The sequence below is a fragment of the Pseudomonas sp. PIC25 genome, from assembly GCF_002286785.1.
Lineage (GTDB): Bacteria > Pseudomonadota > Gammaproteobacteria > Pseudomonadales > Pseudomonadaceae > Pseudomonas_M.
In genome coordinates this window covers 17,210-43,326 of record NZ_MUJY01000065.1, presented here as the reverse complement: position 1 = coordinate 43,326, position 26,117 = coordinate 17,210, and the positions used below count along the sequence as shown (strand labels likewise).

General features: G+C 66.7%; 31 protein-coding genes and 1 riboswitch. Of the genes, 13 read left to right on the top strand and 18 right to left on the bottom strand.

Features of this window, described 5'->3' with window-relative positions:
• Nucleotides 1–18 precede the first annotated feature (18 nt).
• The 4 genes from BZL41_RS07550 to BZL41_RS07535 are packed head-to-tail and all read left to right on the top strand — an operon-like array spanning nucleotide 19 to nucleotide 2,871.
• Entirely contained in the window at nucleotides 19–1,038 is a 1,020-nt protein-coding gene (locus tag BZL41_RS07550) for an alpha/beta fold hydrolase (RefSeq protein WP_095598717.1), read from the top strand.
• 6 nt (nucleotides 1,039–1,044) lie between these two features.
• Entirely contained in the window at nucleotides 1,045–1,548 is a 504-nt protein-coding gene (locus tag BZL41_RS07545) for a cytochrome P460 family protein (RefSeq protein WP_218224475.1), read from the top strand.
• A gap of 25 nt (nucleotides 1,549–1,573) precedes the next feature.
• Entirely contained in the window at nucleotides 1,574–2,278 is a 705-nt protein-coding gene (locus BZL41_RS07540) for a cytochrome c biogenesis CcdA family protein (RefSeq protein WP_095598715.1), read from the top strand.
• Between the two features lie 2 nt (nucleotides 2,279–2,280).
• Nucleotides 2,281–2,871, top strand: coding sequence for a thioredoxin family protein (locus tag BZL41_RS07535; protein WP_095598714.1), 591 nt, complete (start codon nucleotides 2,281–2,283; stop codon nucleotides 2,869–2,871).
• A 32-nt stretch (nucleotides 2,872–2,903) separates the two neighbouring features.
• Here the strand turns inward: BZL41_RS07535 and BZL41_RS07530 are convergent, their stop codons facing one another.
• Nucleotides 2,904–3,584 carry a phytanoyl-CoA dioxygenase family protein gene (locus tag BZL41_RS07530; RefSeq protein ID WP_095598713.1) on the bottom strand — a complete coding sequence of 227 codons (681 nt, stop codon included), beginning with the start codon at nucleotides 3,582–3,584 and terminating at the stop codon, nucleotides 2,904–2,906.
• A 201-nt stretch (nucleotides 3,585–3,785) separates the two neighbouring features.
• Here BZL41_RS07530 and BZL41_RS07525 point away from each other — a divergent pair, with 201 nt between their 5' ends.
• Entirely contained in the window at nucleotides 3,786–4,625 is an 840-nt protein-coding gene (locus BZL41_RS07525; protein ID WP_095598712.1) for a DMT family transporter, read from the top strand.
• A 296-nt stretch (nucleotides 4,626–4,921) separates the two neighbouring features.
• Here BZL41_RS07525 and BZL41_RS07520 read toward each other — a convergent pair whose 3' ends face one another.
• The gene (locus tag BZL41_RS07520) at nucleotides 4,922–6,199 is read right to left on the bottom strand and encodes an acetyl-CoA C-acetyltransferase (protein ID WP_095598711.1); all 1,278 of its coding nucleotides are present in this window, start codon (nucleotides 6,197–6,199) and stop codon (nucleotides 4,922–4,924) included.
• A 190-nt stretch (nucleotides 6,200–6,389) separates the two neighbouring features.
• Here BZL41_RS07520 and BZL41_RS07515 point away from each other — a divergent pair, with 190 nt between their 5' ends.
• Nucleotides 6,390–7,742 carry a 3-oxoacyl-ACP reductase gene (locus BZL41_RS07515; protein ID WP_095598710.1) on the top strand — a complete coding sequence of 451 codons (1,353 nt, stop codon included), beginning with the start codon at nucleotides 6,390–6,392 and terminating at the stop codon, nucleotides 7,740–7,742.
• Nucleotides 7,743–7,916: 174 nt separating this feature from the next.
• On the opposite strand, the gene BZL41_RS07510 is transcribed toward BZL41_RS07515, so the two are convergent.
• Nucleotides 7,917–8,915 (bottom strand): AraC family transcriptional regulator, encoded by a 999-nt coding sequence (locus tag BZL41_RS07510; protein ID WP_095598729.1) that lies wholly within the window; start codon nucleotides 8,913–8,915, stop codon nucleotides 7,917–7,919.
• A 182-nt stretch (nucleotides 8,916–9,097) separates the two neighbouring features.
• Between BZL41_RS07510 and BZL41_RS07505 the strand changes: the two genes are divergently transcribed.
• The 4 genes from BZL41_RS07505 to BZL41_RS07490 all read left to right on the top strand — a co-directional run bounded on the left by BZL41_RS07505 (nucleotide 9,098) and on the right by BZL41_RS07490 (nucleotide 11,713).
• On the top strand, nucleotides 9,098–9,952 hold the full coding sequence (locus tag BZL41_RS07505) for a MaoC/PaaZ C-terminal domain-containing protein (protein WP_095598709.1): 855 nt from the start codon (nucleotides 9,098–9,100) through the stop codon (nucleotides 9,950–9,952).
• A gap of 68 nt (nucleotides 9,953–10,020) precedes the next feature.
• Entirely contained in the window at nucleotides 10,021–10,326 is a 306-nt protein-coding gene (locus BZL41_RS07500) for a nucleotide pyrophosphohydrolase (protein WP_084339366.1), read from the top strand.
• Nucleotides 10,323–11,075 (top strand): methyltransferase, encoded by a 753-nt coding sequence (locus BZL41_RS07495; protein ID WP_095598708.1) that lies wholly within the window; start codon nucleotides 10,323–10,325, stop codon nucleotides 11,073–11,075. The genes BZL41_RS07500 and BZL41_RS07495 overlap by 4 nt, the downstream gene beginning before the upstream one ends.
• Nucleotides 11,076–11,110: 35 nt before the next feature.
• Complete coding sequence (locus BZL41_RS07490) at nucleotides 11,111–11,713, top strand: DUF4136 domain-containing protein (protein ID WP_095598707.1); 603 nt, start codon at nucleotides 11,111–11,113, stop codon at nucleotides 11,711–11,713.
• 7 nt (nucleotides 11,714–11,720) lie between these two features.
• Here BZL41_RS07490 and BZL41_RS07485 read toward each other — a convergent pair whose 3' ends face one another.
• From BZL41_RS07485 to BZL41_RS07430, 12 genes are all read right to left on the bottom strand, one after another.
• The gene (locus BZL41_RS07485) at nucleotides 11,721–12,515 is read right to left on the bottom strand and encodes a cobalamin-binding protein (protein ID WP_095598706.1); all 795 of its coding nucleotides are present in this window, start codon (nucleotides 12,513–12,515) and stop codon (nucleotides 11,721–11,723) included.
• Nucleotides 12,515–12,934: an MFS transporter gene (locus BZL41_RS07480; protein WP_095598705.1), complete on the bottom strand. Its 420-nt coding sequence runs from the start codon at nucleotides 12,932–12,934 to the stop codon at nucleotides 12,515–12,517. The genes BZL41_RS07485 and BZL41_RS07480 overlap by 1 nt, the downstream gene beginning before the upstream one ends.
• Nucleotides 12,931–13,548: a GTP cyclohydrolase II gene (ribA, locus tag BZL41_RS07475; RefSeq protein WP_095598704.1), complete on the bottom strand. Its 618-nt coding sequence runs from the start codon at nucleotides 13,546–13,548 to the stop codon at nucleotides 12,931–12,933. The genes BZL41_RS07480 and ribA overlap by 4 nt, the downstream gene beginning before the upstream one ends.
• 190 nt (nucleotides 13,549–13,738) lie before the next feature.
• Nucleotides 13,739–14,386: a TIGR02281 family clan AA aspartic protease gene (locus BZL41_RS07470; RefSeq protein ID WP_095598703.1), complete on the bottom strand. Its 648-nt coding sequence runs from the start codon at nucleotides 14,384–14,386 to the stop codon at nucleotides 13,739–13,741.
• An 18-nt stretch (nucleotides 14,387–14,404) separates the two neighbouring features.
• Nucleotides 14,405–15,130 (bottom strand): ABC transporter substrate-binding protein, encoded by a 726-nt coding sequence (locus BZL41_RS07465; RefSeq protein ID WP_095598702.1) that lies wholly within the window; start codon nucleotides 15,128–15,130, stop codon nucleotides 14,405–14,407.
• Nucleotides 15,131–15,138: 8 nt separating this feature from the next.
• The gene (locus BZL41_RS07460) at nucleotides 15,139–15,624 is read right to left on the bottom strand and encodes a phosphatidylglycerophosphatase A (protein ID WP_256578100.1); all 486 of its coding nucleotides are present in this window, start codon (nucleotides 15,622–15,624) and stop codon (nucleotides 15,139–15,141) included.
• Entirely contained in the window at nucleotides 15,617–16,585 is a 969-nt protein-coding gene (gene thiL / locus BZL41_RS07455; RefSeq protein WP_095598701.1) for a thiamine-phosphate kinase, read from the bottom strand. Before thiL ends, BZL41_RS07460 begins: the two co-directional genes overlap by 8 nt.
• Nucleotides 16,586–16,635: 50 nt before the next feature.
• Nucleotides 16,636–17,124: a transcription antitermination factor NusB gene (nusB, locus tag BZL41_RS07450; RefSeq protein ID WP_095598700.1), complete on the bottom strand. Its 489-nt coding sequence runs from the start codon at nucleotides 17,122–17,124 to the stop codon at nucleotides 16,636–16,638.
• On the bottom strand, nucleotides 17,121–17,597 hold the full coding sequence (ribE, locus tag BZL41_RS07445; protein ID WP_084339376.1) for a 6,7-dimethyl-8-ribityllumazine synthase: 477 nt from the start codon (nucleotides 17,595–17,597) through the stop codon (nucleotides 17,121–17,123). Before ribE ends, nusB begins: the two co-directional genes overlap by 4 nt.
• Before the next feature lie 60 nt (nucleotides 17,598–17,657).
• Entirely contained in the window at nucleotides 17,658–18,746 is a 1,089-nt protein-coding gene (ribBA, locus tag BZL41_RS07440; protein WP_095598699.1) for a bifunctional 3,4-dihydroxy-2-butanone-4-phosphate synthase/GTP cyclohydrolase II, read from the bottom strand.
• A gap of 14 nt (nucleotides 18,747–18,760) precedes the next feature.
• Nucleotides 18,761–19,423, bottom strand: coding sequence for a riboflavin synthase (locus BZL41_RS07435; protein ID WP_095598698.1), 663 nt, complete (start codon nucleotides 19,421–19,423; stop codon nucleotides 18,761–18,763).
• Between the two features lie 195 nt (nucleotides 19,424–19,618).
• A riboswitch (FMN riboswitch) is annotated at nucleotides 19,619–19,768 on the bottom strand.
• 157 nt (nucleotides 19,769–19,925) lie between these two features.
• A complete protein-coding gene (locus BZL41_RS07430) occupies nucleotides 19,926–20,123 on the bottom strand; it encodes a heavy-metal-associated domain-containing protein (RefSeq protein WP_095598697.1) in 198 nt (65 codons plus the stop codon).
• A gap of 121 nt (nucleotides 20,124–20,244) precedes the next feature.
• Between BZL41_RS07430 and BZL41_RS07425 the strand changes: the two genes are divergently transcribed.
• The 3 genes from BZL41_RS07425 to cueR all read left to right on the top strand — a co-directional run bounded on the left by BZL41_RS07425 (nucleotide 20,245) and on the right by cueR (nucleotide 23,496).
• Entirely contained in the window at nucleotides 20,245–20,613 is a 369-nt protein-coding gene (locus tag BZL41_RS07425; RefSeq protein ID WP_095598696.1) for a hypothetical protein, read from the top strand.
• A gap of 86 nt (nucleotides 20,614–20,699) precedes the next feature.
• A complete protein-coding gene (locus BZL41_RS07420; RefSeq protein ID WP_371916498.1) occupies nucleotides 20,700–23,081 on the top strand; it encodes a heavy metal translocating P-type ATPase in 2,382 nt (793 codons plus the stop codon).
• Between the two features lie 13 nt (nucleotides 23,082–23,094).
• Nucleotides 23,095–23,496 carry a Cu(I)-responsive transcriptional regulator gene (gene cueR / locus BZL41_RS07415; protein ID WP_084339382.1) on the top strand — a complete coding sequence of 134 codons (402 nt, stop codon included), beginning with the start codon at nucleotides 23,095–23,097 and terminating at the stop codon, nucleotides 23,494–23,496.
• Between the two features lie 123 nt (nucleotides 23,497–23,619).
• Here the strand turns inward: cueR and BZL41_RS07410 are convergent, their stop codons facing one another.
• The 3 genes from BZL41_RS07410 to BZL41_RS07400 form a co-directional block, all read right to left on the bottom strand.
• Nucleotides 23,620–24,525 (bottom strand): EamA family transporter, encoded by a 906-nt coding sequence (locus BZL41_RS07410; RefSeq protein ID WP_095598694.1) that lies wholly within the window; start codon nucleotides 24,523–24,525, stop codon nucleotides 23,620–23,622.
• A gap of 125 nt (nucleotides 24,526–24,650) precedes the next feature.
• Entirely contained in the window at nucleotides 24,651–25,118 is a 468-nt protein-coding gene (gene bfr / locus BZL41_RS07405) for a bacterioferritin (RefSeq protein WP_095598693.1), read from the bottom strand.
• 84 nt (nucleotides 25,119–25,202) lie between these two features.
• Nucleotides 25,203–26,096: a PA4780 family RIO1-like protein kinase gene (locus tag BZL41_RS07400; RefSeq protein WP_095598692.1), complete on the bottom strand. Its 894-nt coding sequence runs from the start codon at nucleotides 26,094–26,096 to the stop codon at nucleotides 25,203–25,205.
• Nucleotides 26,097–26,117 lie beyond the last annotated feature (21 nt).

The following is a 26,117-nucleotide window of genomic DNA, read 5'->3' as shown; positions in this document are numbered from 1 at the left end:
ATCTCGAGGAGAACGCCCATGCAATCGCACATCCGTCGCGCCGCCCCCATGACGTCATGGCTGCTCGCTGCCCAGGTCCTGTTCGCCAGTGCCGCCAGCGCCGCGCCCGCCCTCGGCCACGATACGGCCACCGCTCCCGCGCCGCTGGTGGCGAACCGGCAGATCGAGGCCGGCGATCTCAACATTGCCTATGCCGAACGGGGGCCAGCCAACGGAGAGGTGGTCATCCTGCTGCACGGTTGGCCCTACGACATCAACAGCTTCGCGGAGGTCGCGCCGCAGCTGGCGGCCAAGGGCTATCGCGTCATCGTTCCGCACCTGCGCGGCTACGGAAGCACGCGCTTCCTCTCGCCCGAGACGCCCCGCAACGGTGAGCCGGCGGCACTGGCCTCGGATGTGGTCGCCCTGATGGATGCCCTGAAGATTCGCCGCGCCACGCTGGCCGGCTTCGATTGGGGCGCACGCACGGCCGATATCGTGGCGGCGCTGTGGCCGGAGCGCGTCAAGGCGCTGGTGTCGGTGAGCGGCTACCTGATCGGCAGCCAGGAAGCCGGCAAGAAGCCCTTGCCGCCGCAGACCGAGCTGCAGTGGTGGTACCAGTACTACTTCGCCACCGAGCGCGGGCGTGCCGGCTACAGCCAATACACCCACGATTTCGCCAAACAGATCTGGCAGTTGGCGTCGCCGCAGTGGGCGTTCGACGACGCCACGTTCGACCGCAGTGCTGCCGCGCTGGACAACCCCGATCACGTCGCCATCGTCGTGCACAACTACCGCTGGCGCCTGGGCCTGGCCGAAGGCGAACCGAAGTACGCCGCGCTCGAACAGCGCCTGGCAAAAACGCCGGCCATCACGGTGCCGACGATCACCATCGAAGGCGATGCCAACGGCGCGCCGCATCCATCGCCGGAAAGCTACGCCGGCAGGTTCACCGGCAAGTACGAACACCGCACCTTCCGCGGCGGCATCGGCCACAACCCGCCGCAGGAAGCGCCGCAAGCGTTCGTCCAGGCCGTCGTCGACGCCATGCGGCTCTGACGGAGGATGCTCGCCATGAATCGCACCCTCGCGCTTGCCTCTACCGCTCTCGCACTGACCGTTTTCGCTGCCCACGGCAGCGAGGAGCGGCGACCGGCCGCGCCGATCTATGGCGTCGAGTTGCCCGCCGACTATCAGGATTGGCCGCTGATCGCACCGGCGCAGGAAGCGGCCCCCTTGAACGAGTTGCGCGTCGTCGTCGGCAATGCGGTGGCGATGCGCGCCTACCGCGACGGTGTGCGACCGTTCCCCGACGGCACGGTGCTGGTCAAGCGGGCCTGGAAGCATGTGCCGTCTCCCGACTTCGCACCGGCCTCCATCCCCGGCGATGCCACCACCGTGCAGGTCATGGTCAAAGACGCCAAACGCTATGCCGCCACTGGCGGCTGGGGCTACGGGCGCTTCGTCGAGGGCCAGCCCGTCGATGAAGCGCAACACCGCACCTGCCATGCCTGCCACTCCGCCCGCGTGAAAGACCGCGACTACGTGTTCACCCACCTGGCGCCGTAACTGCGCGGGCCCCACAGGCACTCCCATGATCGAATATGCATTGGCCCTCGCCGCCGGCATGGCCACCATCCTGTCTCCCTGCATTCTCCCCGTGCTGCCCATCGTGCTGGCCACCAGCGCCGGCCGAGGGCGCAGCGAGCCGCTGCTGATCATTGGCGGGTTCGCGGCGACGTTTGCCGCGGGCGGCTTGCTGATCGGCCTGCTGTCGGCCTCTTCCGGCGAACTGCAGGGCAGCATTCGCACCGCTTCGATCGTCGTGTTGCTGATCGCCGGCCTGGCGTGCTTTTGGCCGGCGCCTTTCGACTGGCTGGTGTCGCGGGTGCGCCAATGGCGCGCGGGCTACGCGCCAGCCGCAGCGAACCGCCTGCCTCTCGGCGGGCCGTCCGGCGCGCTGCTCGTCGGTGCCTCGCTGGGGTTGGCGTGGACGCCGTGCGCCGGGCCGGTGCTGGCTTCGGTGCTTTCGCTCGCCGCCAGCGCGCAGGCGCCTGCACGCTCCTCCGCGCTGCTCGGTCTCTATGCCATCGGCGCTGGCATTCCGATGCTGCTCATCGCTTACGGCGGCCATTGGGTGACGTCCCGGCTGTCGTTCCTCAAGCGCCGCGCCACGTTGTTCCGCCGAATCTTCGGCGCCGTCGCCGTCAGCGTCGGCATCCTTCAACTGCTTCAGTACGACGTACTCGTGTCGGCCTGGGCAACGCAATGGCTTCCCTCCGTTTCGCAAGGACTCTGACCATGCCCACCTTCAAATCCGTCATCGCCCTCTTGGCCGCCTGCCTGCTCGCCTCCGGCTACTCGCTTGGCGCGGCCGCCGCCAAACCCGCCCACAGGTCGCTGGCGCCAATCGCGCCGGAGTTCAGGGGCATCGACCATTGGCTCAACGGCCCGCCGCAAACCCTGGAACACCTGCGCGACAAAGTGGTGCTGGTGGAGTTCTGGACTTACTCCTGCATCAATTGCATCCGTGTACTTCCCTATGTGAAGGAATGGCATGAGAAGTACCGGGACAAGGGGTTGGTCGTGATCGGCGTGCACACCCCCGAATACGGTTACGAGAAAAATCTGGGCAATCTGCAGACCGCGGTGAAGCGCTTCGGCATCACCTACCCCGTGGCACAGGACAACGGCTATCGAACCTGGGACGCCTATGGAAACCAATACTGGCCGGCGCTGTACCTGATCGACCGGGAGGGCCGGATCGTCTACCGGCACTTCGGCGAGGGGAACTATGCGGACACCGAAGCCCAGATCCAGCGCCTGCTGGCTGCCGGGCGCAGCGAAGCAAGGGGCGACGCGACAGCAACGATTCAGGCGAACACGCCCTGAGCGACGGCCCTACGGTTGCGGTCGCCGTTGGGCTATATCGCCTCCAAGGCAAAATCCGAGGGATCGAAACGCTCGGAGCTGTCCATCCGAATCCCCCGGAGGCTCGCTGTTTCCAGATGGGAGGCGTAGAGCGGCTCCGAGAAATAGCTGATCAGCATGGAGCGGCGGCGGGCGCCGGTCGCATTCAGGCTGCCCGCGTGCACCAGATCGGCATCGAAGACTAGGATGTCGCCGGCGGCGCCTGAAAGCTGCACGGAGAGGGATTCGTCATTGAAGTCGAACGGCGGCGCTTCCCGCGCGGGACGATGGCTGCCGGGAACGATACGTGTCGCGCCGTTCCCGGGGCCATAGTCGTCGAGATAAGCCAGGGCGTTCACGCTGTCGCCGGGCCGCAGGGCCGACAAGTCGCGGTGCAACCGCTGATACCCGCCGCCCGCCAGGGGCTCGCGCCCCTCCACCTGGGCGAGGAAGAACCGTTCCCCGATCAGTTCACCGACCACCGCCAGCAGCTCCGGCAGACGACACACGGCCTGAACCGTCGGATCGATGTCCAACAGCGAGTGGCGCCAGTCCATGCCACGCGGCACCGGCCATTGGTCCGACGGCCTCACGCCCGCTTCGAACACGGCGCGAAGGTTATCCAGCCACTCGGCCGGAATCGCTCGACGGAGCAGCACATAGCCCTCTCGATGGAGTTGTTCGCGGTCAGTCATGGATTCTTCAACTCCGGCTGCCCTGCCTTCAGGTAACTCGGCTGACAGTATTCGAGCGGAGGATGTTTTACCAACCCGAAGGACACTTCCGGCCACCAAACAGACGGGCGCTCCCCCACCATCGACCAATACCGCCCCGCCTGCCCCGCTGGCTACACTCCCCGCATCACAACAACACGGCTACCCGACAACGGAGTGCCCATGCCGCTGCGTACCCTGCTGCTGACGGCCCTGGCGATGATCGCCTTTGCCGGCAATTCTCTGCTCTGCCGGCTGGCGTTGCGGGAAACGGAGATCGATGCCGCCAGTTTCACCGGGGTGCGAATCCTCTCCGGGGCGGTGATGTTGTGGCTGTTGCTGCGTTTTCGGCGGGGCGATGGAGCGCCGGCGGGGAACTGGTGGTCGGCGCTGGCGCTGTTCGCTTATGCGGCCGCGTTCTCCTTCGCCTATATCCGTCTGGATGCCGGAGCCGGTGCCTTGCTGTTATTCGGCGCGGTGCAGGTGAGCATGTTGTGCTGGGGGTTGTACCGGGGCGAGCGGCTGGGCTTGTGGGCCACGTTGGGGTTGCTGCTGGCGATGGCCGGGCTGGTGGCGTTGCTGTTGCCGGGCGCCAGTGCACCGCCCTTCGTCAGCGCGGTCCTGATGCTGCTGGCCGGTGTGGCCTGGGGGGTGTATTCGCTGCTGGGTCGTGGAGTGGCCGACCCGCTGGCGGCGACGGCGGGGAATTTCCTGAGGGCGATTCCGTTTGCCGTGGTGCTCGGGCTGGCCTGGCTCGACGGGATGCGCTGGGACGAGGCCGGCTTCGTCTACGCGCTGCTCTCCGGCGCGGTGACCTCGGGCGTCGGTTATGCGATCTGGTACACCGCGCTGCGCGGATTGCGCTCGTTGCAGGCAGCCAGCGTGCAGCTCAGCGTGCCGGTGCTCACCGCCCTGGCCGGCAGCCTGTTGTTGGACGAGACGCTGACGCTGCGGCTGGTACTGTGCAGCGTCGCGGTGCTCGGCGGCATCGCCCTGGTGTTGGGGACGCGGCAGCGCGGGTGAGCGACCTCTACGCGCCGGGCCAATGAGTTCGCCCCTGCGGGTAGCAATGGCTTTTCGTAGAAGCCCGCTCTGCTGGCGATACGTCGGTGGGGGCCGGTTCGCGAGCAAGCTCGCTCCTACAAAAAGCGCTGCGCCGAAACACTCCTGGGCCAATGAGTTCGCCCCACGGATAGCGATGGCTTTTTTGTAGGAGCCCGCTCTGCTGGCGATACGTCGGTGGGGCCCGGTTCGCGAGCAAGCTCGCTCCTACAAAAAGCGCTGCGCCGGGAACTCCCACTACGGGTCGTGCCCTTCCCTCAGCGTTCGAGAATCGCCGTCACCCCTTGTCCGCCCGCCGCGCAGATGGAGATCAAGCCGCGTCCCTGCCCCGCCGCGTCGAGCAGCTTGGCCAGGTTGGCGACGATGCGCCCTCCGGTGGCGGCGAAGGGGTGGCCGGCAGCCAGGGAACTGCCCTTGACATTGAGCTTGGCGCGGTCGATGGCGCCCAACGGGGCATCGAGGCCGAGGCGGGTCTTGCAGTAGTCGGCGTCTTCCCAGGCCTTGAGGGTGCAGAGCACCTGGGCGGCGAAGGCTTCGTGGATTTCGTAGTAGTCGAAGTCCTGCAGGGTCAGGTTGTTGCGTGCCAACAGACGCGGCACCGCATAGACCGGAGCCATCAGCAGCCCTTCGGCGCCACTGACGAAGTCCACCGCCGCCGCCTCGCCATCCTTGAAGTAGGCGAGGATCGGCAGGCCACGGGCCTTGGCCCAGTCTTCGCTGGCCAGCAGTACCACCGAGGCGCCGTCGGTCAGCGGGGTGGAGTTGGCGGCCGTCATGGTGCCACGCGGCCCTTTGTCGAAGCAGGGCTTGAGGGTGGCGAGCTTTTCCAGGCTGATGTCGGTGCGCAGGTTCTGGTCGCGGGTCAGGCCGCGGAACGGGGTGAGCAGGTCGTCGTGCCAGCCTTCGGCGTAGGCCGCCGCCATTTTCTGGTGGCTCTCGTAGGCGAGGCGGTCCTGTTCGTCGCGGGGAATCGCCCAAGTCTGCGCCATTCGTTCGCAGTGCTCGCCCATGGACAGGCCGGTACGCGGCTCGCCGTTGCGCGGGATCGCCGGGGCAAGGTGGCGCGGGCGGACTTTCAGCAGGGCCTTGATCTTGTCGCCCGTGCTCTTGCCCCGGTTGGCTTCCAGCAGAATCTTGCGCAACCCTTCATTGACACCGATGGGCGCGTCGGAGGTGGTATCCACGCCCCCGGCGATGCCGCAGTCGATCTGCCCGAGGGCGATCTTGTTGGCCACCAGGATCGCCGCTTCCAGGCCGGTGCCGCAGGCCTGCTGGATGTCGTAGGCCGGGGTTTCCGGTGCCAGGCGCGAGCCGAGCACGCATTCGCGGGTCAGATTGAAGTCGCGGGAATGCTTGAGCACCGCGCCGGCGACGACTTCGCCGAGGCGCAGGCCATGCAGGTTGAAGCGCTCGACCAGCCCTTCGAGGGCAGCGGTCAGCATCTCCTGGTTGCTCACCGTGGCATAGGCACTGTTGGAGCGGGCGAAGGGAATACGGTTGCCGCCGACGATGGCGACCCGGCGCAGCTGGGTCATGGGTGACTCCTTGCGGTTGTAGGAAGGCTGCTCGGCAGCCTCGCGGTCTTTTTAGGTAGAGAAGCCTAGCTTGCCGGCTCCACACTGCATTGGCCGGCTCGCCGACGCGCCGGGCGGCCCGGTCAATGCGTGAAACGCGCGACTGGGTAGAGTGTCCACCACTGAAGACTCATCAAGCAGGAGCCCGTTCATGTCCGATCGTTATATCGACTTCGCCAACTCCAGCTTCGGCCGCCGCCTGGTCGATGCCGTCGGCCTGCCGGCACCGGTGCGCCTGGAGCGCTGGGAGGCCGGCCACTCGCGTCCGGTGGACGGGGCGCTGCTGATCGGCGGCGGCGCCCTGGCCGAAGCGCTCGGCGATTGCTTGCCGCGCCTGACCAACGAAGTGTTCGCGCTGCAGGAGGGCTTGTACGGCCTGCCACGCTGGACTGCCGAGTACGGGCCGAAGCTGAAGGCGCTGGTGTTCGACGCCAGCGCCATCGCCAGCACCGACCAGCTCGGCCAGTTGCGCGAATTCTTCCAGCCGGCGCTCAAGGGCCTGGCGCTGTGCCCGCACATCGTCGTGCTCGGCCGGGCGCCGGAATCGCTCAAGGACCCGTTCGCCGCCAGCGCCCAGCGCGCGCTGGAGGGCTTCACCCGCTCGCTGGGCAAGGAGGTCCGCCGTGGCGGCAACGTGCAGTTGCTGTATGTCGGCAAGGGTGCCGAGGATCAACTGGAAGGCGCCCTGCGCTTTTTCCTGTCGCCGAAAAGCGCCTATGTCTCCGGCCAGGTGTTGCGCCTGTCGCCCTGCCCAGCCCAGGTGAAAGACTGGACACGCCCACTGGCCGGCAAGAAGGCCCTGGTGACCGGCGCCTCGCGCGGCATCGGCGCGGCCATCGCGGAAACCCTGGCACGCGACGGGGCCGAGGTGATCCTGCTCGACGTGCCGCCGGCCAAGGAGGCGCTGGACGCCCTGGCCGCCCGCCTCGGCGGACGCGGGGTGGCGCTGGACATCTGCGCCGAGGATGCGCCCATCAAGCTGGTCGAGGCGCTCCCGGAGGGGCTGGATATCGTCGTCCACAACGCCGGCATCACCCGCGACAAGACCCTGGCCAAGATGAGCGAGCAGCTCTGGGACTCGGTGATCGACGTGAACCTGCGCGCCCCGCAGGTGCTGACCAAGGCGCTACTGGATGCCGACAAGCTGCACGAGAACGCCCGCGTGGTGCTGATCGCCTCGATCAGTGGCATCGCCGGCAACATGGGGCAAACCAACTATGCGGTGAGCAAGGCCGGGCTGATAGGCCTCGCCCAGGCCTGGGCGCCGGCGCTGGGCAAGCGCGGCATCACCATCAATGCGGTGGCGCCGGGCTTCATCGAGACGCAGATGACCGCCGCCATCCCCTTCGCCATCCGCGAGGCCGGTCGGCGGATGAACTCCATGGGCCAGGGCGGCCAGCCCCAGGACGTGGCCGAAGCCGTGGCCTGGTTCGCCCAGCCGGGTTCCGGCGCTGTGAACGGCCAGGTATTGCGGGTGTGCGGGCAGAGCCTGCTGGGCGCGTGAGAATGGGACGGCCGAACATCGTAGGAGCGAGCTCTGCTCGCGAAGCGGGCTCGCCGAACGCACGAATCGCCAGCAGAGCTGGCTCCTACGGAGAGCGGAATCGGCGACTTCGTGTAGGGGCGAATTCATTCGCCCGAGGGGCGCGGGGCGGTCCCGAGCAATGTCGCTACCGCGTCAGACCTCGCCCTTGCCGCGCCGGCGGAATTCCACCGGGGTTTCGCCGACCCAACGTTTGAAAGCCCGGTAGAAGGTGCTCGGCTCGGAGAAGCCGGTCCGCTCGACGATGACTTCGATGCGTTCATCCGTCTTCAGCAGCAGTTCCTTGGCCAGTCGGCAGCGGTAGTCGGTCACCAGGTCGTTGAAGCGCACGCCGGCCATGGCCAGGCGCTCGCGCAGACGGCGGGCCGGCATGTTCAGACGGGCGGCGACCTGTTCCAGGGTCGCGCCGCTGTCCACCAGCAGCTCAGCGATCAGCTCACGCACCTGGCGCACCAGATCCAGGCGCTCCACCTCGGCCAATTGCCGGCGCGCCAGGGATTCATGCATGCGCAGCAGTTCCGGCGCCGCGTGGCGCGACGGTTTGCCCAGCACGGCGGCGTCGAAGACCAGCGCATAGCTGTCGGCACCCAGCCGTACCGGGCAGCCGTAGACCTCTTCGTACAGGTCTTCCGGGGCGCCTTCGCAGTGCATCAGGCGTACCTCACGCGGGGTGAAGTCGCCTTCGGTGAGTGCATCGAACAGGCGGATCACCGCCCCGGCGAGCATTTCCGGGAAGTGCCGGGTGGTATCGGACATCTGCCCCAGGGACAGAGTGGCCAGCTCGCCCTGTACGTCGAGGCGGGCATTCAGGGTATCGGAAAGCAGGCGCACGTAGCGCAGCGCATGACGCAGGCCGTCGCCGAAGGTTTCGCTGGAGAGGAACAGGTACTCGAGGAGAAGGCCGTGAAAGGCCGGCAGGTGCCGGGCCAGGTACAGGCCGACGTGTTCCTGGCCGCATTCCTCGGCCGCGGCCTTCCAGAACAGTACCTGGGCGGAATGAGGAAAACGGCCGGCCGGCAGACCGCCCGGCGGCAAGCCGACACGCCCCAACACCCGATCGGGATCGGTTCCGCTGGCACGCAGGGCGTCGATCACCGGGCGCATCAGCGCCACATCGTCGGTCAGATCACGCATCATTTCACAGCATTCTTCTTATTTGTGAGGCGGGCCATCTTATGCAGCTTTGCTGTTACGGCTCAAGGCGCGCAATGCGTCACAAAGGCAATTGACTGCACCGCCGCTGCGCCACGCCAGGCGGCCAATGTGTCCCGCCCCGGCCTGACTAAGCTTCCGGGACCACTTCAAGGAGATCGCCCATGTCCACCGATTGGCTCGACCTGCATACGCTTCCCACCCTGCCCGGCTTGTTCGTCCGCGCCGCCCTGCGCCGTGGCGTGAAGGACAAGACTCTGCCGGATCGTGGTCTGCGTTGCGAGGTGCAGGTCGATCCCCGGCACCTGGCGCGCTACCGCCAAGTCTGCGGCTTTCGCGACGATGGCCGGCTGCCGGCCACCTATCCGCATATCCTCGCCTTCCCATTGCAGATGAAGCTGCTCACCGACCCTAGGTTTCCGTTCCCCCTGCTCGGCCTGGTGCATCTGGAAAACCGCATCCGTGTGCTGCGCCCCCTCGGCGGCCTCGGCCCATTCCGCGTCAGTGTGCGGGTGGACAATCTGCAACCCCATGACAAGGGCGCGCTGTTCAGCCTGATCACCCGCCTGGAGGACCAGCTCGGCCTGCTCTGGGAGGGCGATAGCCGTATCCTTTGCCGTGCCGTGCGTCTGCCCGGCGAGCCTGTCGAACGCATCGAGGAAGCGCCGCTGCCGCTGTTGCCGGTAGATCAGTGGCCAGCCCCGGCCAACATCGGCCGGATGTATGCCCGGGTCGCTGGCGACTACAACCCGATCCACCTCTCTGCCCTCAGCGCCAAGGCGTTCGGCTTTCCTCGCGCTATTGCCCATGGTCTGTGGAACAAAGCGCGCAGCCTCGCTGCCCTGGCCGGGCACCTGCCGGATGCCGGATACGAGGTGGAGGTGCGCTTCCAGAAGCCGGTGCTGCTGCCAGCCTCGGTCAGCCTGCTGGCCAGCGAACCGGCCGCCCACGGGCAGTTCGCCTTGCGTGGGAAGGATGACCTGCCGCATATGAGCGGGGCCTGGCGGATGCTGGAGTGAAACCGGCGCCCGCCCTCTTGCACCACCCGCACATCCACCGGAAGCTATGCGGCCTCCAGGAGATGCGCATGAACCTCGACGAACTCACCCAACGCCTGCACGCCATCCGCGACCGCAATGATTGGCGCCGCTTCCACAGCCCGAAGAACCTGGCCATGGCGGCCAGCGTGGAGATGGCCGAGCTGGTGGAAATCTTCCAGTGGCTGAGCGAGGACGAATCGCGCCGCCTGCCTCCGGAAAAACTGGAGCACGCCGGCCAGGAAGTCGGCGACATCGTGCTTTATCTCCTGTTGCTCTGCGCCGAACTGGGCATCGATATGGAACAGGCGGTGCGCGCCAAACTGGCCGACAGCGAGCGGAGATTCGCCCGATGAAGGATCGCCACTTCGACGAACTGGCCACTCGCTTCGCCGAGAAGATCTACGGCGGTGCCAAGGGCGCGATCCGTCTGGCCGTGCTCCAGGCCGACTTGGCCGAAGCGCTGCCGCAACGTTCGTTGCGGGTGCTGGACGTCGGCGCCGGCCTCGGCCACATGGCCTTGTGGCTGGCCGAGCGCGGCCATCAGGTCACCCTCGCCGAGCCGGCCGAACCCATGCTCGAAGCCGCCCGCGAACGCTTCGCCCAGGCCGGGCAACCGGCCTCCTTCATCCAGGCGCCCTGGCAGGACCTGCTGGGCCAACTCACCGAGCCCTACGACCTGGTGCTCTGCCACGCGGTGCTGGAGTGGCTGGCCGAACCCCATGCCATCCTGCCCGTGCTACACCAGCTCTGCTCACCCGGCGGCTGGCTGTCGCTGGCTTTCTATAACCGTGATGCGCTGATCTACCGCAACCTGCTCAAAGGCCACTTCCGCAAGCTGCGCAAGGAGAAGTTCGCGGGCGAAGGCCAGAGCCTGACGCCCCAGCGCCCGCTGGACCCACGCGAACTGGAGGGGCAACTCGATGGGCTCTGGACGGTCGAAAGCCGTAGTGGCGTGCGGGTGTTCCACGACTACATGCCCCAGGAATTCCAGGCCCGCGCGGAGTTGATCGACCTGCTGGAGATGGAGCTGGCCTACCGGCGCCATCCGAACTTCGCCGGATTGGGACGCTACCTGCATTGGATCTGCCGTCCGGCGGCGTAGAATGCGGCGAACGGACCGTTCGCCGGAGGGAAGCCATGGCCAACCGTCTCATCCTCGTGACCCTGCTGCTCGGCCTCGCCGGCTGCCAGAGCCCGAATCCCTATACCGCCAGCTCCAACCCGCTGCCGCCGGCACCTCCGCAGGCGGCCAACACCCTCGACCTCAGCGCCTACCCGGCCGCGCCGCGTGACTATGGGCGCTACCGCAGCTGGACCTGGCTCGATGGCCGCCTGCCGGCCGGCTCGGCCTGGGCCAGCCCGGAGCAGATTCGCGAAGCCCTCAGTGCCGCCCTCGATCAGCGCGGGCTGCGTCCGGCCCAGGCCGGCGCCGCGCCCGATCTCAAGGTCAGCGCCGACATGCGCCTGGAACGCCGCCTGCGCCAGGTCCGCGAGGACTACGGCGGCTACTACGGCCACGGTCGTTACTGGAATGACTATGGCGCCTGGGGCAGCGTGCCCATCGTGCGCACCTACGAGGAAGAGGTGATCGTGGTGCGCGTCGATCTCTACGACGCCGCCGACGGCCAACCGGTATGGAGCGGTACTGGCGAGATGTACAACCGGGGCGACCAGGCCGAACGCGCCGATGCCCTGCGGGAAGCAATCAAGCGCGCCCTGGACAGCTACCCACCGGCATGATTGCCGACTAGCGCGCCTGTTCCAGCAGCTCGCACAGCCGTTCGGTCGCCTCCAGCATCTGCAGGCTCGGGCGCTCCAAGCCCCGGTCGGGTACGGCCCAGACCTGTCCATGGCGTACCGCATCCAATTGCGGCCAGGCGTTCCAACCGTCGATCAGTTTCGCTTCGCTGGCCAAAATCACCTGCGGATTGCGCGCCAGCACCGCTTCCACACTGATCTGCGGCGCCGGCTGGCGGAGGTCGGCAAAGACATTCTCGGCCCCGCAGATGCGCAGGGCATCGCTGATGATCTGCCGGCCGCCCACGGTGTACAGCGGCCGATCCCATATCTGATAGAACACCGTCAGCGGCCGCTCGCGCCGATAGCGCTGCTGCAATGCGATCAGCCGCGAGCGGAAGGTGGCGGTCACCTGGTGGGCCCGCTCGCCCCGGCCGATGCGCTCGCCGAGTTCGACGGTCTGATCGGCGAGGTCCGCCAGCCGATGCGGCTCGGCCTCGTAGAGGGGAATGCCGAGCCGGCGGAGCTGATCGCGCTGGCCGGGGCCGATGCTGTCCGGCCAGAGCAGGATGAGATCGGGGCGCAAGCGCAGCAGGCGCTCCATCTCCAACTGGCCGTAATGGCCGACCGAAGGTTTGTCCGCCAGCGCCGGCGGCCGCTCGCCACCGTCCAGTACGCCAACCAGCAGGTCTCCGGCCTCCAGCTCCAGCATCAGTTCGCTGAGGGACGGCGCCAGGCTTACCACCCGTTCGACCGCCTGCACCGGCAGGGCCAGCCAACAGAGGACGAACAGGACAGCGCGCATCAATGCAGTTGGGCCGGAATGCGGTAGAGGTAAAACAGGACCAGGCTGGCGATAGCCAGCAACATCAGGGGGATCGCCTCAAGCCCGACGAATACCGCCAGGGCGGCGATCCAGGCGGGGAGCCCGGCCGCCAGGAAGGCAATGCGCCGGCGTCGCGCCAGTTCGAGCCAGGCTGCCGGCTCTTCGGGGGTATCCAGGGCCTTCTCGGTGGCGATCAGGCCGCGCTTGTAGGCATGGAATTGCGGCAGGCTGAAGAACAACGAGGCCAGGCCGGCGACGAACAGCGGCATCTGCAACACCGGCATGATCGGATCGGCGCTGCCGAACAGCAGGCTGAAGACAAATACCGGGGCCAGGGTCAGGGCGAGCTGGCGCCACCACTCCATGGCCAGTCGGCGCCGCACTTCGCCACGGGTCATGGCTGTTCCACTTCGCCCTGGTGGAGGTTGCCGAGCAGATGACCGAGCTTGCCGGCCTTGGCCGCGAGGTACTTGCGGTTGTGCGGGTTGAGCCCGGTCTGCAACGGCTTGCGCTCCGCCACCCGCACGCCGAAGCCTTCCAGCGCGTTGACCTTGCGCGGGTTGTTGGTCATCAGCTTGAGTGCGGTGATGCCCAGGTGTTCCAGCATCGGCTTGCAGATCGCGTAGTCGCGCATGTCGGCACCGAAGCCGAGCTGTTCGTTGGCCTCGACGGTATCCGCCCCGCCATCCTGCAACTCGTAGGCGCGGATTTTGTTCAACAGGCCGATGCCACGGCCTTCCTGACGCAGATAGAGCAACACGCCCCGACCTTCGGCGGCGATGGCACGCAACGCGGCTTCCAGCTGGAAACCACAGTCGCAACGCAGACTGAACAGCGCATCGCCGGTCAGGCATTCGGAATGGAGACGACCGAGCACCGGCTCGCCATTGCTCACGTCGCCCAAGGTCAGGGCCACATGTTCCTTGCCGCTGGCTTCGTCGAGAAAACCATGCATGGTGAAAACCGCAAAGGGCGTAGGCAGTTGGGAGGCGGCGACGAAGACGACGGACACCTGAAGACTCCTGAAAATTCGGCAGGGCGGCATTGTAACAGCCGCATCGGCGAGCGGGTCAGCCTGAATTGTCGATCATAATGATCAACAACAAGCTCCAATCTGATCAGTGTGGGAATCGAACTGACGCTATCGTCAAGCACCTACTGCTTTCACTTGCCGCTTGTGGCTTGAAGCTTGCCGCTACCCCCTACATTTTGGATTCCAGCATGAGCACGCCCTGCTCCTCGCGCCAACGCACGCGGTTGAGGAAACTCATGCCGAGCAGTGCTTCGGTGGGCGAATCGCCTTCCAGCACCACGGCTTCGACGCCAAGGACTTCCAGGCCGCCGACCTTCACGCTATTGAGGTCGACCCGCCAGGCCTTGGCCGTACCGCTGGCGGTGCTCACCACCATGGGCCGGCCGTTGACGCGGAAGTCGAGGCCAAGGCGCCGGGCCTGGGCTTCGTTCATCGCCACCGAGGTGGCGCCAGTATCCACCAGGAACTGCACCGGGTGGCTGTTGATGGAGCCGGCGACCCAGTAGTGGCCACCCGCGCCCTGGGCAATGCTCAACTGGCTGCGGGTCGGTGCGGCGAAGCCCTGGCTGTATTCGCGCGTCATGCTGTAGGTGCGTTCCACGCCGTCCACCCGCAGCACGGCGCCGCGGCTGTCGGCACTGACCACCACCACCCCGCCGGGCCCGGTCTGGCCGACCTTCACCAGCTTGCGCTGGCCGTCCACGTTGAGCACGGCCGCTCCCGGGAACAGGCCCACTACCTGCACCTGGGTCTCCGCCTGGCCTGACAGCGAGGTCACCAGCAACAGGCCGGCACAGATCAGTTTGAAACGACGCATCTGGTTCCACCGAATGGGTCAATCGAAAGGGTAAGGCTGCTTCCAGCGCTCGAACATCGGCCGCAGGCGCCCGGACCGTACCAGCTCGGCCATGCGCCGGTCGAACAGCGCGGCCAACTGTCGCCCGCGTGGGCTGTCGGTGAAGCCCAGGTAGAGCGGCAACAAGGTCAGCCGGGTAACGCGGTAGGCATCCTTGTCCTCGGCCTGTTCGAGCAGTTCCTCGATCTCGGTCTGGGCATCCAGATAGTAGTCGGCATGGCCGTACGCGAGCATCGCAAGGATACTGCCCGAGCGCTGGATTTCCTGGTATTGCTTCAAATTCGGCAAGTATTGCTGGTACTCGTAGCCACGCAGCCAGACCAGCCGGTAATCGCCGATGGTCTCCAGGGTCGGTGCCGGTTTGTCTTTCAGGCCGAGCGCGCAGATGCGGTCGGCGTCGTAGTGCCAGCGCGGATAGAACGCCCCTTCGACTTCGTTGAGGTAGGAGCCGACCCAGGCATCCGCCTCGCCGCGCAGCACCAGCCCGGTGGAACGGGTATAGGGCATGCTGCGGTATTCCAGCTTGACGCCCTCGGGCTCGAAGACTTCGCGCAGCAGTTCCCAGGCCAGCCCGGTACCGTCGGCATTGGTGTGGTTTTCCCAGACCTCGCTGACCAGGCGAATGCGGTCGGGCAGCGGCTCACCGGCCAGGACCGTGGTCCAGCCGAGCATGCCCAGCAGCAGCCCGCATAACCAAGTGCGCATCGGAACCTCTACAGCACCGCCCAGACGATCAACTGCATCGCCAGCCAGGCGAAGACACCCGCCAGCACATCGTCGAGCATGATGCCGAAACCACCGTGAACGTGACGGTCGATCCAGCGGATCGGCCAGGGCTTGGCGATGTCCATCACCCGGAACACCAGAAAGCCTAGCAGCAGCCAGCCCCAGCCCTCCGGCACCAGCCAGAGGGTGATCCACATGCCGACCATTTCGTCCCAGACGATGCCCTCGTGATCATGCACCTTGAGGTCGGTGGCCACCTTGCCGCACAGCCAGCAGCCGAACAGCATGGTGACGCCGAGCATCAGCCAGTAGCCCCAGTCCGGCAGCATCTGCCAGAGCGGGATGAACGGTAGCGCGACCAGCGATCCCCAAGTGCCGGGCGCCTTGGGCAGAGTGCCCGAACCGAAGCCGAAGGCCACGAAGTGCCAGGGGTTGCGCCACACCGTGGAGGGTGCTTTTACCGTGTCAGTCACCGGCACTCCCGAAATGTTGATAGCCCCGTGCCGGTGGGTCGACGACCCGGCCCGCCACATCGAGCAGTTGAACCCCTTCGCCGGCCTCCACGCGACCGATGATCCGCACCGGCCAGCCTTCGGCACGCAGGGCGGGGAGATGTTGCTCCGGCAAGGTGAAAGCCAATAGGTAATCGTCGCCGCCGCCCAAGGCGCACTCGACGGCCCTCGACTCGCCCAGCAACGCGAGCAGCGCGGGGGAAAGCGGCAAGCGGGCGGCTTCGATCTTCAGTGCGGCCGCCGAAGCGTTCGCGATATGCCCGCAATCGGCGAGCAGCCCGTCGGAAATATCCAGCGCCGCCGTGGCGCGCTCACGCAGGGCCTGGCCCAGCGCCAGCTGCGGCTGTGGCGACCAGTAGCGGGCCAGCAAAGGCGCGGCGATCTGTTCGGGCGCGCTCATTCGTTCCAACACCAGCTCCAGCGCACCCGCCGCATCGCCGAGATCGCCACCGACGCAGAGCAGGTCGCCGGGGCGCGCACCGTCACGGGTCAGCGCCTGCCCACGCGGCACCCGGCCGAACACCGTGAGGGTCAGGCAGAGCGGGCCGCGCGTGGTATCGCCACCGATCAGTGCCAACCGGCACTGCCGGGCCATCGTATCCAGGCCACGGGCGAACGCTTGCAGCCAGTCGGCGTCGGCCATGGGCAACGTGAGCGCCAGGGTGAAACCGATGGGCGTGGCCCCCATGGCGGCCAAGTCGCTGGCGGACACCGCCAGGGCGCGCTGGCCAAGCAGGAAGGGATCGCAGGAAACGGGGAAATGCACCCCGGCGACCAGGGTGTCGGTAGACACCGCCAGTTGTTCGCCGGGCGGCAGGTCGAGCAATGCGCAATCGTCGCCGATGCCACGGGCCACGCCCTCCGCCGGCTGCGCGCAGGACGCAGCGGCGAAGAAGCGGCGGATCAGTTCGAACTCACCCATGGCTCAGACCGCCTCGGGGCCAGCCGCCATCAGCGGACAGCGGCGCCCGTTCAGCGCTTCTCGCCCCGCACTTCGGCCGCGCGCAGGCGCGGGGCCAGCTTGTCCAGCACGCCATTGACGAACTTGTGCCCGTCGGTGGCGCCGAACACCTTGGCCAGCTCGATGCCTTCGTTGATCACGACCCGGTAGGGCACGTCGACGCGGTTCATCAGCTCGTAAGTAGACAGGCGCAGGATCGCCAGCTCGACCGGGTCGAGCTCTTCCATCGGCCGGTCCAGACAGGGCACGATGGCCTCGTCCAGTTCGGTCTTCTGGCGCGGCACGCCATGCAGGATTTCATGGAAGTAGGCGCCATCGACGCCGGCGAAATCGTTGTCCACGCGGAACTGCGCTTCGATCTCGTTCAGCGCCTGGCCTGCGATGTGCCACTGATACAGAGCCTGCATGGCCAGGGTGCGCGCGACCCGGCGCTGGGCGATCTTGCCCTTTGCCGGCGGCGTCGGCTGGGCGTCCGGGCTGTCGTCTCGATTCAGGCTCACTTGGCCTCCAAGGCCGCCAGCAGGCTGACCATTTCCAGGGCGGAAAGCGCGGCCTCGGCGCCTTTGTTACCGGCCTTGGTGCCGGAACGCTCGATGGCCTGTTCGATGGTGTCGACGGTCAGAACGCCAAAGGCGACCGGCACACCGAACTCCATGGAGACCTGAGCCAGGCCCTTGGTGCACTCACCGGCGACGTATTCGAAATGCGGGGTACCGCCACGGATTACCGCGCCGAGAGCGACGATGGCGGCGTATTCGCCCTGCTGGGCGACTTTCTGGCAAACCAGGGGAATTTCGAAGGCACCCGGAGCACGGATGATGACGATGTCGTTTTCGCTCACGCCATGGCGAACCAGGGCGTCGACGGCGCCGCTCACCAGGCTTTCGACGACGAAGCTGTTGAAGCGGCCGACCACCAGGGCGAATTTGCCTTTGGGGGCGATGAAGGTACCTTCGATGGTCTTCAGGGTCATGGACGAGTCTCTTCTCTTAAAGAACGAGGGCGCGGCTCCGTCGGAGCCACGCCCTGCGGGTCATTCAGCAGGGAGGTATTCTACAACTTCCAAGTCGAAACCGGATATCGCGTTGAACTTCATCGGCGAACTCATCAGGCGCATCTTGCGCACGCCGAGGTCACGCAGGATCTGCGAACCGGCACCGACGGTACTGTAGGTGGTCGGCGTCTTGCTCGGCACGCTCTCCGCCTCGCGGATATGCGCCAGCACCGCGTCGCCTTCCAGCGGATGACCGAGCAGCAGCACCACGCCGCTGCCGGCCTTGGCCACTTCGGCCATGGCCGCGCGCAGGCTCCAGCGGCCCGGCTGGCGGACCATCAGCAGGTCGCGCAACGGGTCCATGTTGTGCACCCGCACCAGGGTCGGCTCCTCCGGGCAGATCTTGCCAAGGGTCAGCGCCATGTGCACGTCGCCTTCGACCGAGTCGCGGTAGGTCACGAGGTTGAAGTGCCCCAGCTCGCTGTCCAGCGGCTGTTCGGCGACACGCTCGATGGTGCGCTCGTGGATCAACCGGTAGTGGATCAGGTCGGCGATGGTGCCGATCTTGATCCCGTGCTGCTCGGCGAAGACTTCCAGTTCCGGGCGACGGGCCATGGTGCCGTCGTCGTTCATGATTTCGCAGATCACGCCGCTCGGCTCGAACCCGGCCATCCGCGCCAGGTCGCAGGCCGCCTCGGTGTGGCCGGCGCGCGCCAGGGTGCCGCCGGGCTGGGCCATCAGCGGGAAGATGTGACCCGGGCTGACGATATCCTCGGCCTTGGCGTTCTTCGCCGCAGCCACCTGCACGGTGCGCGCGCGGTCGGCGGCGGAAATGCCGGTGGTGACGCCTTCGGCTGCCTCGATGGAGACAGTGAATTTGGTACCGAAGCCGGAGCCGTTGCGCGGGGCCATCAGCGGCAACTTGAGCAGCTCGCAGCGCTCGCGGGTCATGGGCATGCAGATCAGGCCGCGGGCGTACTTGGCCATGAAGTTGATGTGCTCGGCCTGCACGCACTCGGAGGCCATGATCAGGTCGCCTTCGTTCTCCCGGTCCTCGTCATCCATGAGAATGACCATCTTGCCCTGGCGGATGTCTTCGATCAGTTCGTCGATGCTGTTGAGTGCCATCGTGGCGTTTTCCTTCAATTCTTCAGGTAGCCGTGTTCGGCCAGGAAACTTTCGCTGATGCCGGAAGCCTTGGGCTCGGCGGCCTTGTCGCCGAGCAGCAGGCGTTCGAGGTAGCGGGCCAGCAGGTCCACTTCCAGGTTCACCTGCCGTCCGGGCCGGTATTCGGCCATGATGGTCTCGGCCAGGGTGTGCGGGACGATGGTCAGCTCGAACTCGGCGCCATTCACCGCATTCACCGTCAGGCTGGTGCCGTCCACGGTGATCGAGCCCTTGAGGGCGATATAGCGAGCCAGCTCGCGCGGGGCGCGGATGCGGAACTGTATGGCGCGGGCGTTATCGGAACGCTCGACGACTTCGCCGACGCCATCGACATGGCCGCTGACCAGGTGGCCGCCGAGGCGACTGGTGGGCGTGAGGGCTTTCTCCAGGTTGACCCGGCTGCCGGCCTTCAGGTCGATGAAGGCGGTGCGTGCCAGTGTCTCGCGGCTGACATCGGCCCAGAAGCCGTTGCCGGGCAACTCGACCGCGGTCAGGCACACGCCGTTCACCGCGATGCTGTCGCCCAGCTTGACGTCGGAGAGGTCGAGCTTGCCGGTCTCGACGTAGACGCGGACATCGCCGCCCTTGGGGCTGAGCGCGCGAATGGTGCCGATGGCTTCGATTATGCCGGTGAACATGAAACCTCCCTCGCGGCGAACGAACGCGAACAGCGAATTATAAGCAGCGAAGCGCAGCCGGCGAGCCTGCCGGAAAGCGACCTGTCTGCGGGGTAAAACCGTCGTGGCATGGAACCGACTCCTGTTTTTGGAAAAACAGGGCTTGGATCGAAAGGGATTTTCGGTCAGGCACGCGCGGCGTGCCCTTGCAGGCAATCCCGTTCTCTCTTCATCCGGACTGTGACCGTCGGCCCCGGAATCGCACCGGGTCTGCTGACCTTGACCGTATGGACAAGCGCTCGCGGGCTAGACGCATTGCGCGCCATTACCGCCGGTGGGGAATTTCGCCCCGCCCTGAGAACGTACATCCGCCATCTGCATGGCTGGGTGGCGTTGTATCACACTTGCCGCTTGCGTGCATGGGCCGCCGGCCAATGGCAGCGACAGGAATGGCAGGGAATTCGCTCGATGAAGCGGAGGGAGAGGCCCGGCACCGCAGGCGCGGCCCGGGCCAGAGGCGTCGTCAGGCGGCGCTGACCTGATAGCCCTCTTCACGGATCGTCTCGATCAGCTCCTCCAGCGGCAACCGGCTGGCCACCCGGACTTCACCGGCGCCCAGATCGACCTGCACGTCCGCGGCCTGATCGCGGGACTGCACGGCCTCGGTGATCGCCTTGACACAATGCCCGCACGACATGCCTTGCACTTTCAATATCTGCATGATGAAGCCTCCTGGGTGAATGTACCGACAGTGTCATCCTTGCCATCGTGGCAAGGTCAAGCTTGCCCGCACACGCGGTCTCGACCAAGCTGCAGAGAGCCCCTTGTACCCAGGAGCCGTCATGCGCAACCGCTCGCTGTTCTTCGCCCTCGGGGCCGCCTGGACGGCCCTGGCCGGCGCCCAGGCACCCGTCGACTACGCGGTGCTGATCATCGCCCGCGAACGGTTGGAACTGCCCAATGCCTGCGACGTCGGCATTTACCTGCAAGACCAACTGGCCGCCCGCCTGGTCCAAGGCGAAGCGGTTTCCTTCAACCTGCCCCCCGGCCCGCTGAGCATCCGCCTCGGCACCTTGGGCTCCGGCCCGTGCAAGCCCGGTATCGAGCAGCAGACACGCCAGGACCTCCAGTTACAAGCCGGACAGATCCGCAAATACCGCCTCGCCCAGGGTGCTCAGGGGCTTTACCTGATCGAGACGCCAAGCCCATAGGGGCAAATTCATTCCCAAAAGGTTTCGGGGCTTGACCTTACCAAGGGGGCAAGGTTGATCCTAGGCGGGAACTCAAGGAGATCCCCATGGCGAGCCTCAATCTTGACCTCCCCATCAGCGGCATGACCTGCGCCTCCTGCGCCGGCCGGGTCGAACGCGCCCTGCGCAAGGTGCCCGGCGTGCAGAGCGCCACCGTCAATCTGGCCAACGAACAGGCGCGCATCGAAGCCAACGACGCCACGCTGCCGGCCCTGATCGAAGCGGTGGAAGCCGCCGGCTACGGCGTGCCCAGCCGCACCCTCGAACTGGCGCTCGGCGGTATGACCTGCGCCAGTTGCGCCGGCCGTATCGAACGCGCCTTGCGCAAGGTGCCGGGCGTGCGCGACGTGACCGTCAACCTGGCCAGCGAACGCGCGCATCTGGAACTGCTCGGCGATGTCGACGGTGCGATGCTGGTCCAGGCCGTCGAGGCCGCCGGTTATCAGGCCCGGCTGCTGGACGATGCCCAGCCGGCCGAAGACCTGGCCGAAAAGCGCCTGCGCCATGAGCGCTGGTCCGCCCTGCTCGCCCTGGCCCTGGCGCTGCCGCTGGTGATTCCGATGATCGCGGAATGGCTGGGCCTGCACTGGATGCTGCCGGCCTGGGTGCAATTCCTGCTCGCCACGCCGGTGCAGTTCGTTCTCGGCGCGCGTTTCTACGTGGCCGCGTGGAAAGCGGTGAAAGCCGGCGCCGGCAACATGGACCTGCTGGTCGCCCTCGGCACCAGCGCCGGCTACGGTCTCAGCTTGTACCAGTGGTGGGCCGCGCCGGCTGGCGTCTTGCCGCACCTGTATTTCGAAGCCTCGGCTGTGGTGATCGCCCTGGTCCTGCTCGGCAAGTACCTGGAAAGCCGCGCCAAGCGCCAGACCAGCGCGGCCATCCGTGCCCTGGAGGCGCTGCGCCCGGAACGTGCCGTGCGGGTGGTGGATGGTCGCGAAGAAGACGTCGCCATCGCCGCACTGCGCTTGGGCGACCAAGTGCTGGTCAAGCCCGGCGAGCGCTTCCCGGTGGATGGCGAAGTGCTGGAAGGCCAGAGCCATGCCGATGAGGCCCTCATCAGCGGCGAGAGCCTGCCGGTGCCCAAGCGCCCCGGCGACACGGTGACCGGGGGCGCCATCAACGGCGAAGGCCGCCTGCTGGTGCGCACCACCGCACTCGGCGGCGAGACCGTGCTGGCTCGGATCATCCGCCTGGTAGAGGACGCCCAGGCCGCCAAGGCGCCGATCCAGAAGCTGGTGGACAAAGTCAGCCAGGTGTTCGTCCCGGTGGTCTTGGTGATCGCCGTGCTGACCCTGGCCGGCTGGCTACTCGCCGACGCCGAGCTGGAGACTGCCCTGATCAATGCCGTCGCCGTACTGGTAATCGCCTGCCCCTGCGCGCTCGGCCTGGCCACGCCGACGGCGATCATGGCCGGCACCGGCGTCGCCGCACAACACGGCATCCTGATCAAGGACGCCGAGGCCCTGGAGGTCGCCCACGGTGTAACGGCCGTCGCCTTCGATAAAACCGGCACCCTCACCTCCGGTACCCCGCGCATCGCCCGTCTGAGCGCCGTCGACGGCGACGAAAGCGCTCTGCTGGCCCTGGCCGGCGCGCTCCAGCGCGGCAGCGAGCACCCGCTGGCCAAGGCGGTGCTGGACAGTTGCGCCGAGCATGGCATCGATGTACCCGCCATCCAGGACAGCCAGGCCCTGGCCGGACGCGGCATCGCCGGCAGCCTCGATGGCCGGCGGCTGGCCCTGGGCAACCGCCGTCTGCTGGAGGAAAGCGGCCTGGAACCCGACGGCCTGGCCGACTCCGCCCGCGCCTGGGAAGCCGAGGGGCGCACCCTCTCCTGGCTGATCGAGCAGGCGCCGCACCCGAGAGTGCTCGGTCTGTTCGCCTTCGGCGATACGCTCAAGCCGGGTGCCGACGAGGCCGTGGCCCGGCTGAACGCGCGCGGCATCCGCAGCCACCTGATCACCGGCGACAACCGCGGCAGTGCGCGGGTGGTGGCCGAGGCGCTGGGCATCGACGATGTCCACGCCGAAGTGCTGCCGGCGGACAAGGCCGCCACGGTCGCCTCGCTCAAGCAAGGCGGCGCGGTGGTGGCGATGGTCGGCGACGGCATCAACGACGCGCCGGCCCTGGCTGCCGCCGACGTCGGCATCGCCATGGGCGGCGGCACCGACGTGGCCATGCACGCCGCCGGCATCACCCTGATGCGCGGCGATCCGCGCCTGGTGCCGGCGGCCCTGGAAATCAGCCGGCGCACCTATGGCAAGATTCGCCAGAACCTGTTCTGGGCCTTCATCTACAACCTGATCGGCATCCCGCTGGCGGCCTTCGGCCTGCTCAGCCCGGTGGTCGCCGGCGCGGCCATGGCCCTGTCCAGCGTCAGCGTGGTCAGCAACGCGCTGCTGTTGAAAACCTGGAAACCGGAAGAGTGAGAGGGAACCCACCATGAACATCGGTCAGGCAGCGAAGCAGAGCGGACTCTCGGCGAAGATGATCCGCTATTACGAGTCCATCGGGCTGATTACCCCCGCCGGGCGCGGCGACAACGGTTACCGGTACTACAACGGCGATGACCTGCATCGCCTCGCCTTCATCAAGCGGGCGCGGGACCTGGGTTTCTCCCTCGAGGAAGTGGGCAAGCTGCTCACCCTCTGGCAGGACCGCCAACGTGCCAGCGCCGACGTGAAGGCGCTGGCCGGCGCCCATGTCGAAGAGCTGAACCGCCGGATCGCCGAGATGGTCGGCTTGCGCGACACCCTGCAGGAGCTGGTGGACCATTGCCAAGGCAACGACCGCCCCGATTGCCCAATCCTCCGCGACCTGGAGTCCGGCGGCTGTTGCCATTGAGCCTCACGGGGCCGCTGCGCGAATTCGTCCCTGCAAGGACCGGCCTTATCCTCTTTTGTAGGAGCGAGCTTGCTCGCGAAGTGGGCCTTCGCAAACGCTTCGCCAGCAACGCCCCCCTGGCGATCACGACGACGCACTCGCCGCACCACCGATACGTCCCCGTAGCCGGGCCAACGCTTCCTTCGGCAGGATGGTGATCGCCAACCCACCGAACACCAGCCCACAGGCCAGCCAACCCGCCGCATCCAACGCTTCGCCGAGGAACAGCCAGCCGGACAGCAGCCCCGACACCGGTACCGCCAGGGCGAACGGCGTCACCAGACTGGCCGGGTAGCGGCGCAGCAGGAAGCTCCACAAGCCGAAGCCCACGGTGGTCGCCACGTAGGCGATGAACAGCAGCGCGCCCACGCCGCGCCAGCCGAGCCCATCGAACGCCCCGACGATCGCCTGCGACCCTTCGAAGATGTATGACAGCGCCAGCAGCGGCAACGGCGGGATCAGGCTGACCCAACTGATCAGGCGCAGCATATCGCTGGCGCCGGAGCGCTTAGTGGCGATGTTGGCGAACGCCCAAGCCAGGGCCGCGCCGATCACCAGCAGGAAGGCCAGCAGACTGTCGCCCAAGGGCCGGTCCAGGCCGATCAGCACCAGCCCGCCCACCGCCAGCAGCATGCCGATCAATGCGCGCGGGCCGGGCCGCTCGCCGAGGAACAGCACGGCGATCAGCACGGTGAAGAACACCTGGCTCTGCAGCACCAGCGCGGTCAATCCGGCCGGCATACCCAGGCGCATGCCGACGAAGACCATGCCGAACTTGATCACCCCGAGCAGCACGCCGATCTGCACGATGCGCCAGAACGGCGCCGGTAGCGGCCCGCGCAAAAACAGCAGCGGCAAGGCCGCCAGGGCGAAGCGCAGGGCGCAGAACAGCAGCGGAGGAAAGTCCTCCAGGCCGACCTTGATCACGACGAAATTGAAGCCCCAGATCAGGGCGACCAGCAGGGCCAGCAAGGCATGGGGAAAGGACATGGGGCGCGCTCCGACAAGGCGAAGAGCACGCTAGCAGCTCGGGCAGCGGATGTATGGATACAGTTGGGGAGTAACAGCTGGAGACCAATTGCTCCCGTCGAGCAACGGGAGCGATGCCGGGACGATCAGGACATCTGCGATTGCAGGTAATTCTGCAGGCCGATGCGGTCGATCAGGCCGAGTTGCTGCTCCAGCCAGTAGGCGTGGTCTTCCTCGGTGTCCTTCAGTTGGGCCTGGAGGATGTCGCGGGTCGGGTAGTCGGCCAATTGCTCGCAGAGTTCGATACCCTTGGCCAGCGCGGCGCGGACCTTGTATTCCAGAGCGAGGTCATTGCGCAGCATCTCCGGCACGGTCTGCCCCGGGTTGATCGGCTCCGGGGTCATGTCCGGCGTGCCTTGCAGGAACAGGATGCGACGCAGCAAAGCGTCGGCGTGCTGGGTTTCCTCTTCCATCTCGTGGTTGATCCGCTCGTAGAGCTTCTCCAGGCCGAAGTCCTCGTACATTCGCGAATGCAGGAAATACTGGTCGCGCGCCGCCAGTTCGCCGCGCAGCAACTCCTTGAGATAGTCCACCACCTGTGCCTGGCCTTTCATCCGTTCACTCCCATGGGTATCGCTGAATCGCGCAAGGATCGACGTAGCGGCGGCGGCGGTCAAGCTCGCGAAAGAGGTAATGGCTCAACCGCGCAACCAGGGTGGCGTCGGCTCTTCCTTCCCGTGCGGCTGCTCGTCGTCCTTCAGCGCCGCCTCCCGGCGTGCCTGCTCGGCCAGGGCCGCCTTGATCTCGCGCATTACCGCGGCGATGTCGGCGGCATCCTCGGGCTCATTGAATTCGCCGGTCAGGCGGGTGTCCGGGGTCAGCTTGCCGGCCTCGTAGAGCGTCCACATTTCCTTCGCGTAGCGGGTATATCTCAGCTCCGGGGCGAAGCGGCCGAAGTAGGCGGACATGTTGCCCACGTCGCGCTCCAGCATGCGGAACGCATGGTTGTTGCCAGCGGCATCCACGGCCTGAGGCAGGTCGATGATCACCGGGCCGTCCGGGCCGAGCAGCACGTTGAACTCCGACAGGTCACCATGGACCAGCCCGGCGCAGAGCATCTTGACGATCTCGCCGATCATGAAGGCGTGGTATTCGCGGGCATCGTCCGGGTGCAGTTCGACGTCATTGAGGCGCGGAGCGGCATCGCCGTATTCGTCCTGCACCAGCTCCATCAGCAGCACACCGTCGAGGAAGTCGTAGGGTTTGGGCACCCGCACGCCGGCATTGGCCAGCCGGAACAGGGCTGCGACCTCGGCGTTCTGCCAGGCTTCTTCCTGCTCCCTGCGGCCGTACTTCGACCCCTTGGCCATGGCACGGGCATCGCGGCTGTTGCGGGTACGGCGGCCTTCCTGGTATTCGGCGGCATGGCGGAAACTGCGCTTGGCGGCCTCCTTGTAGACTTTGGCGCAGCGCAACTCATCGCCGCAGCGCACCACATAGACCGCCGCTTCCTTGCCACTCATCAGCGGGCGCAGCACCTCGTCGACCATCCCATCGTCGACCAGGGGCTGGATACGTTTTGGAATCTTCATCAGCTTTGCCGGGGGTCCTCT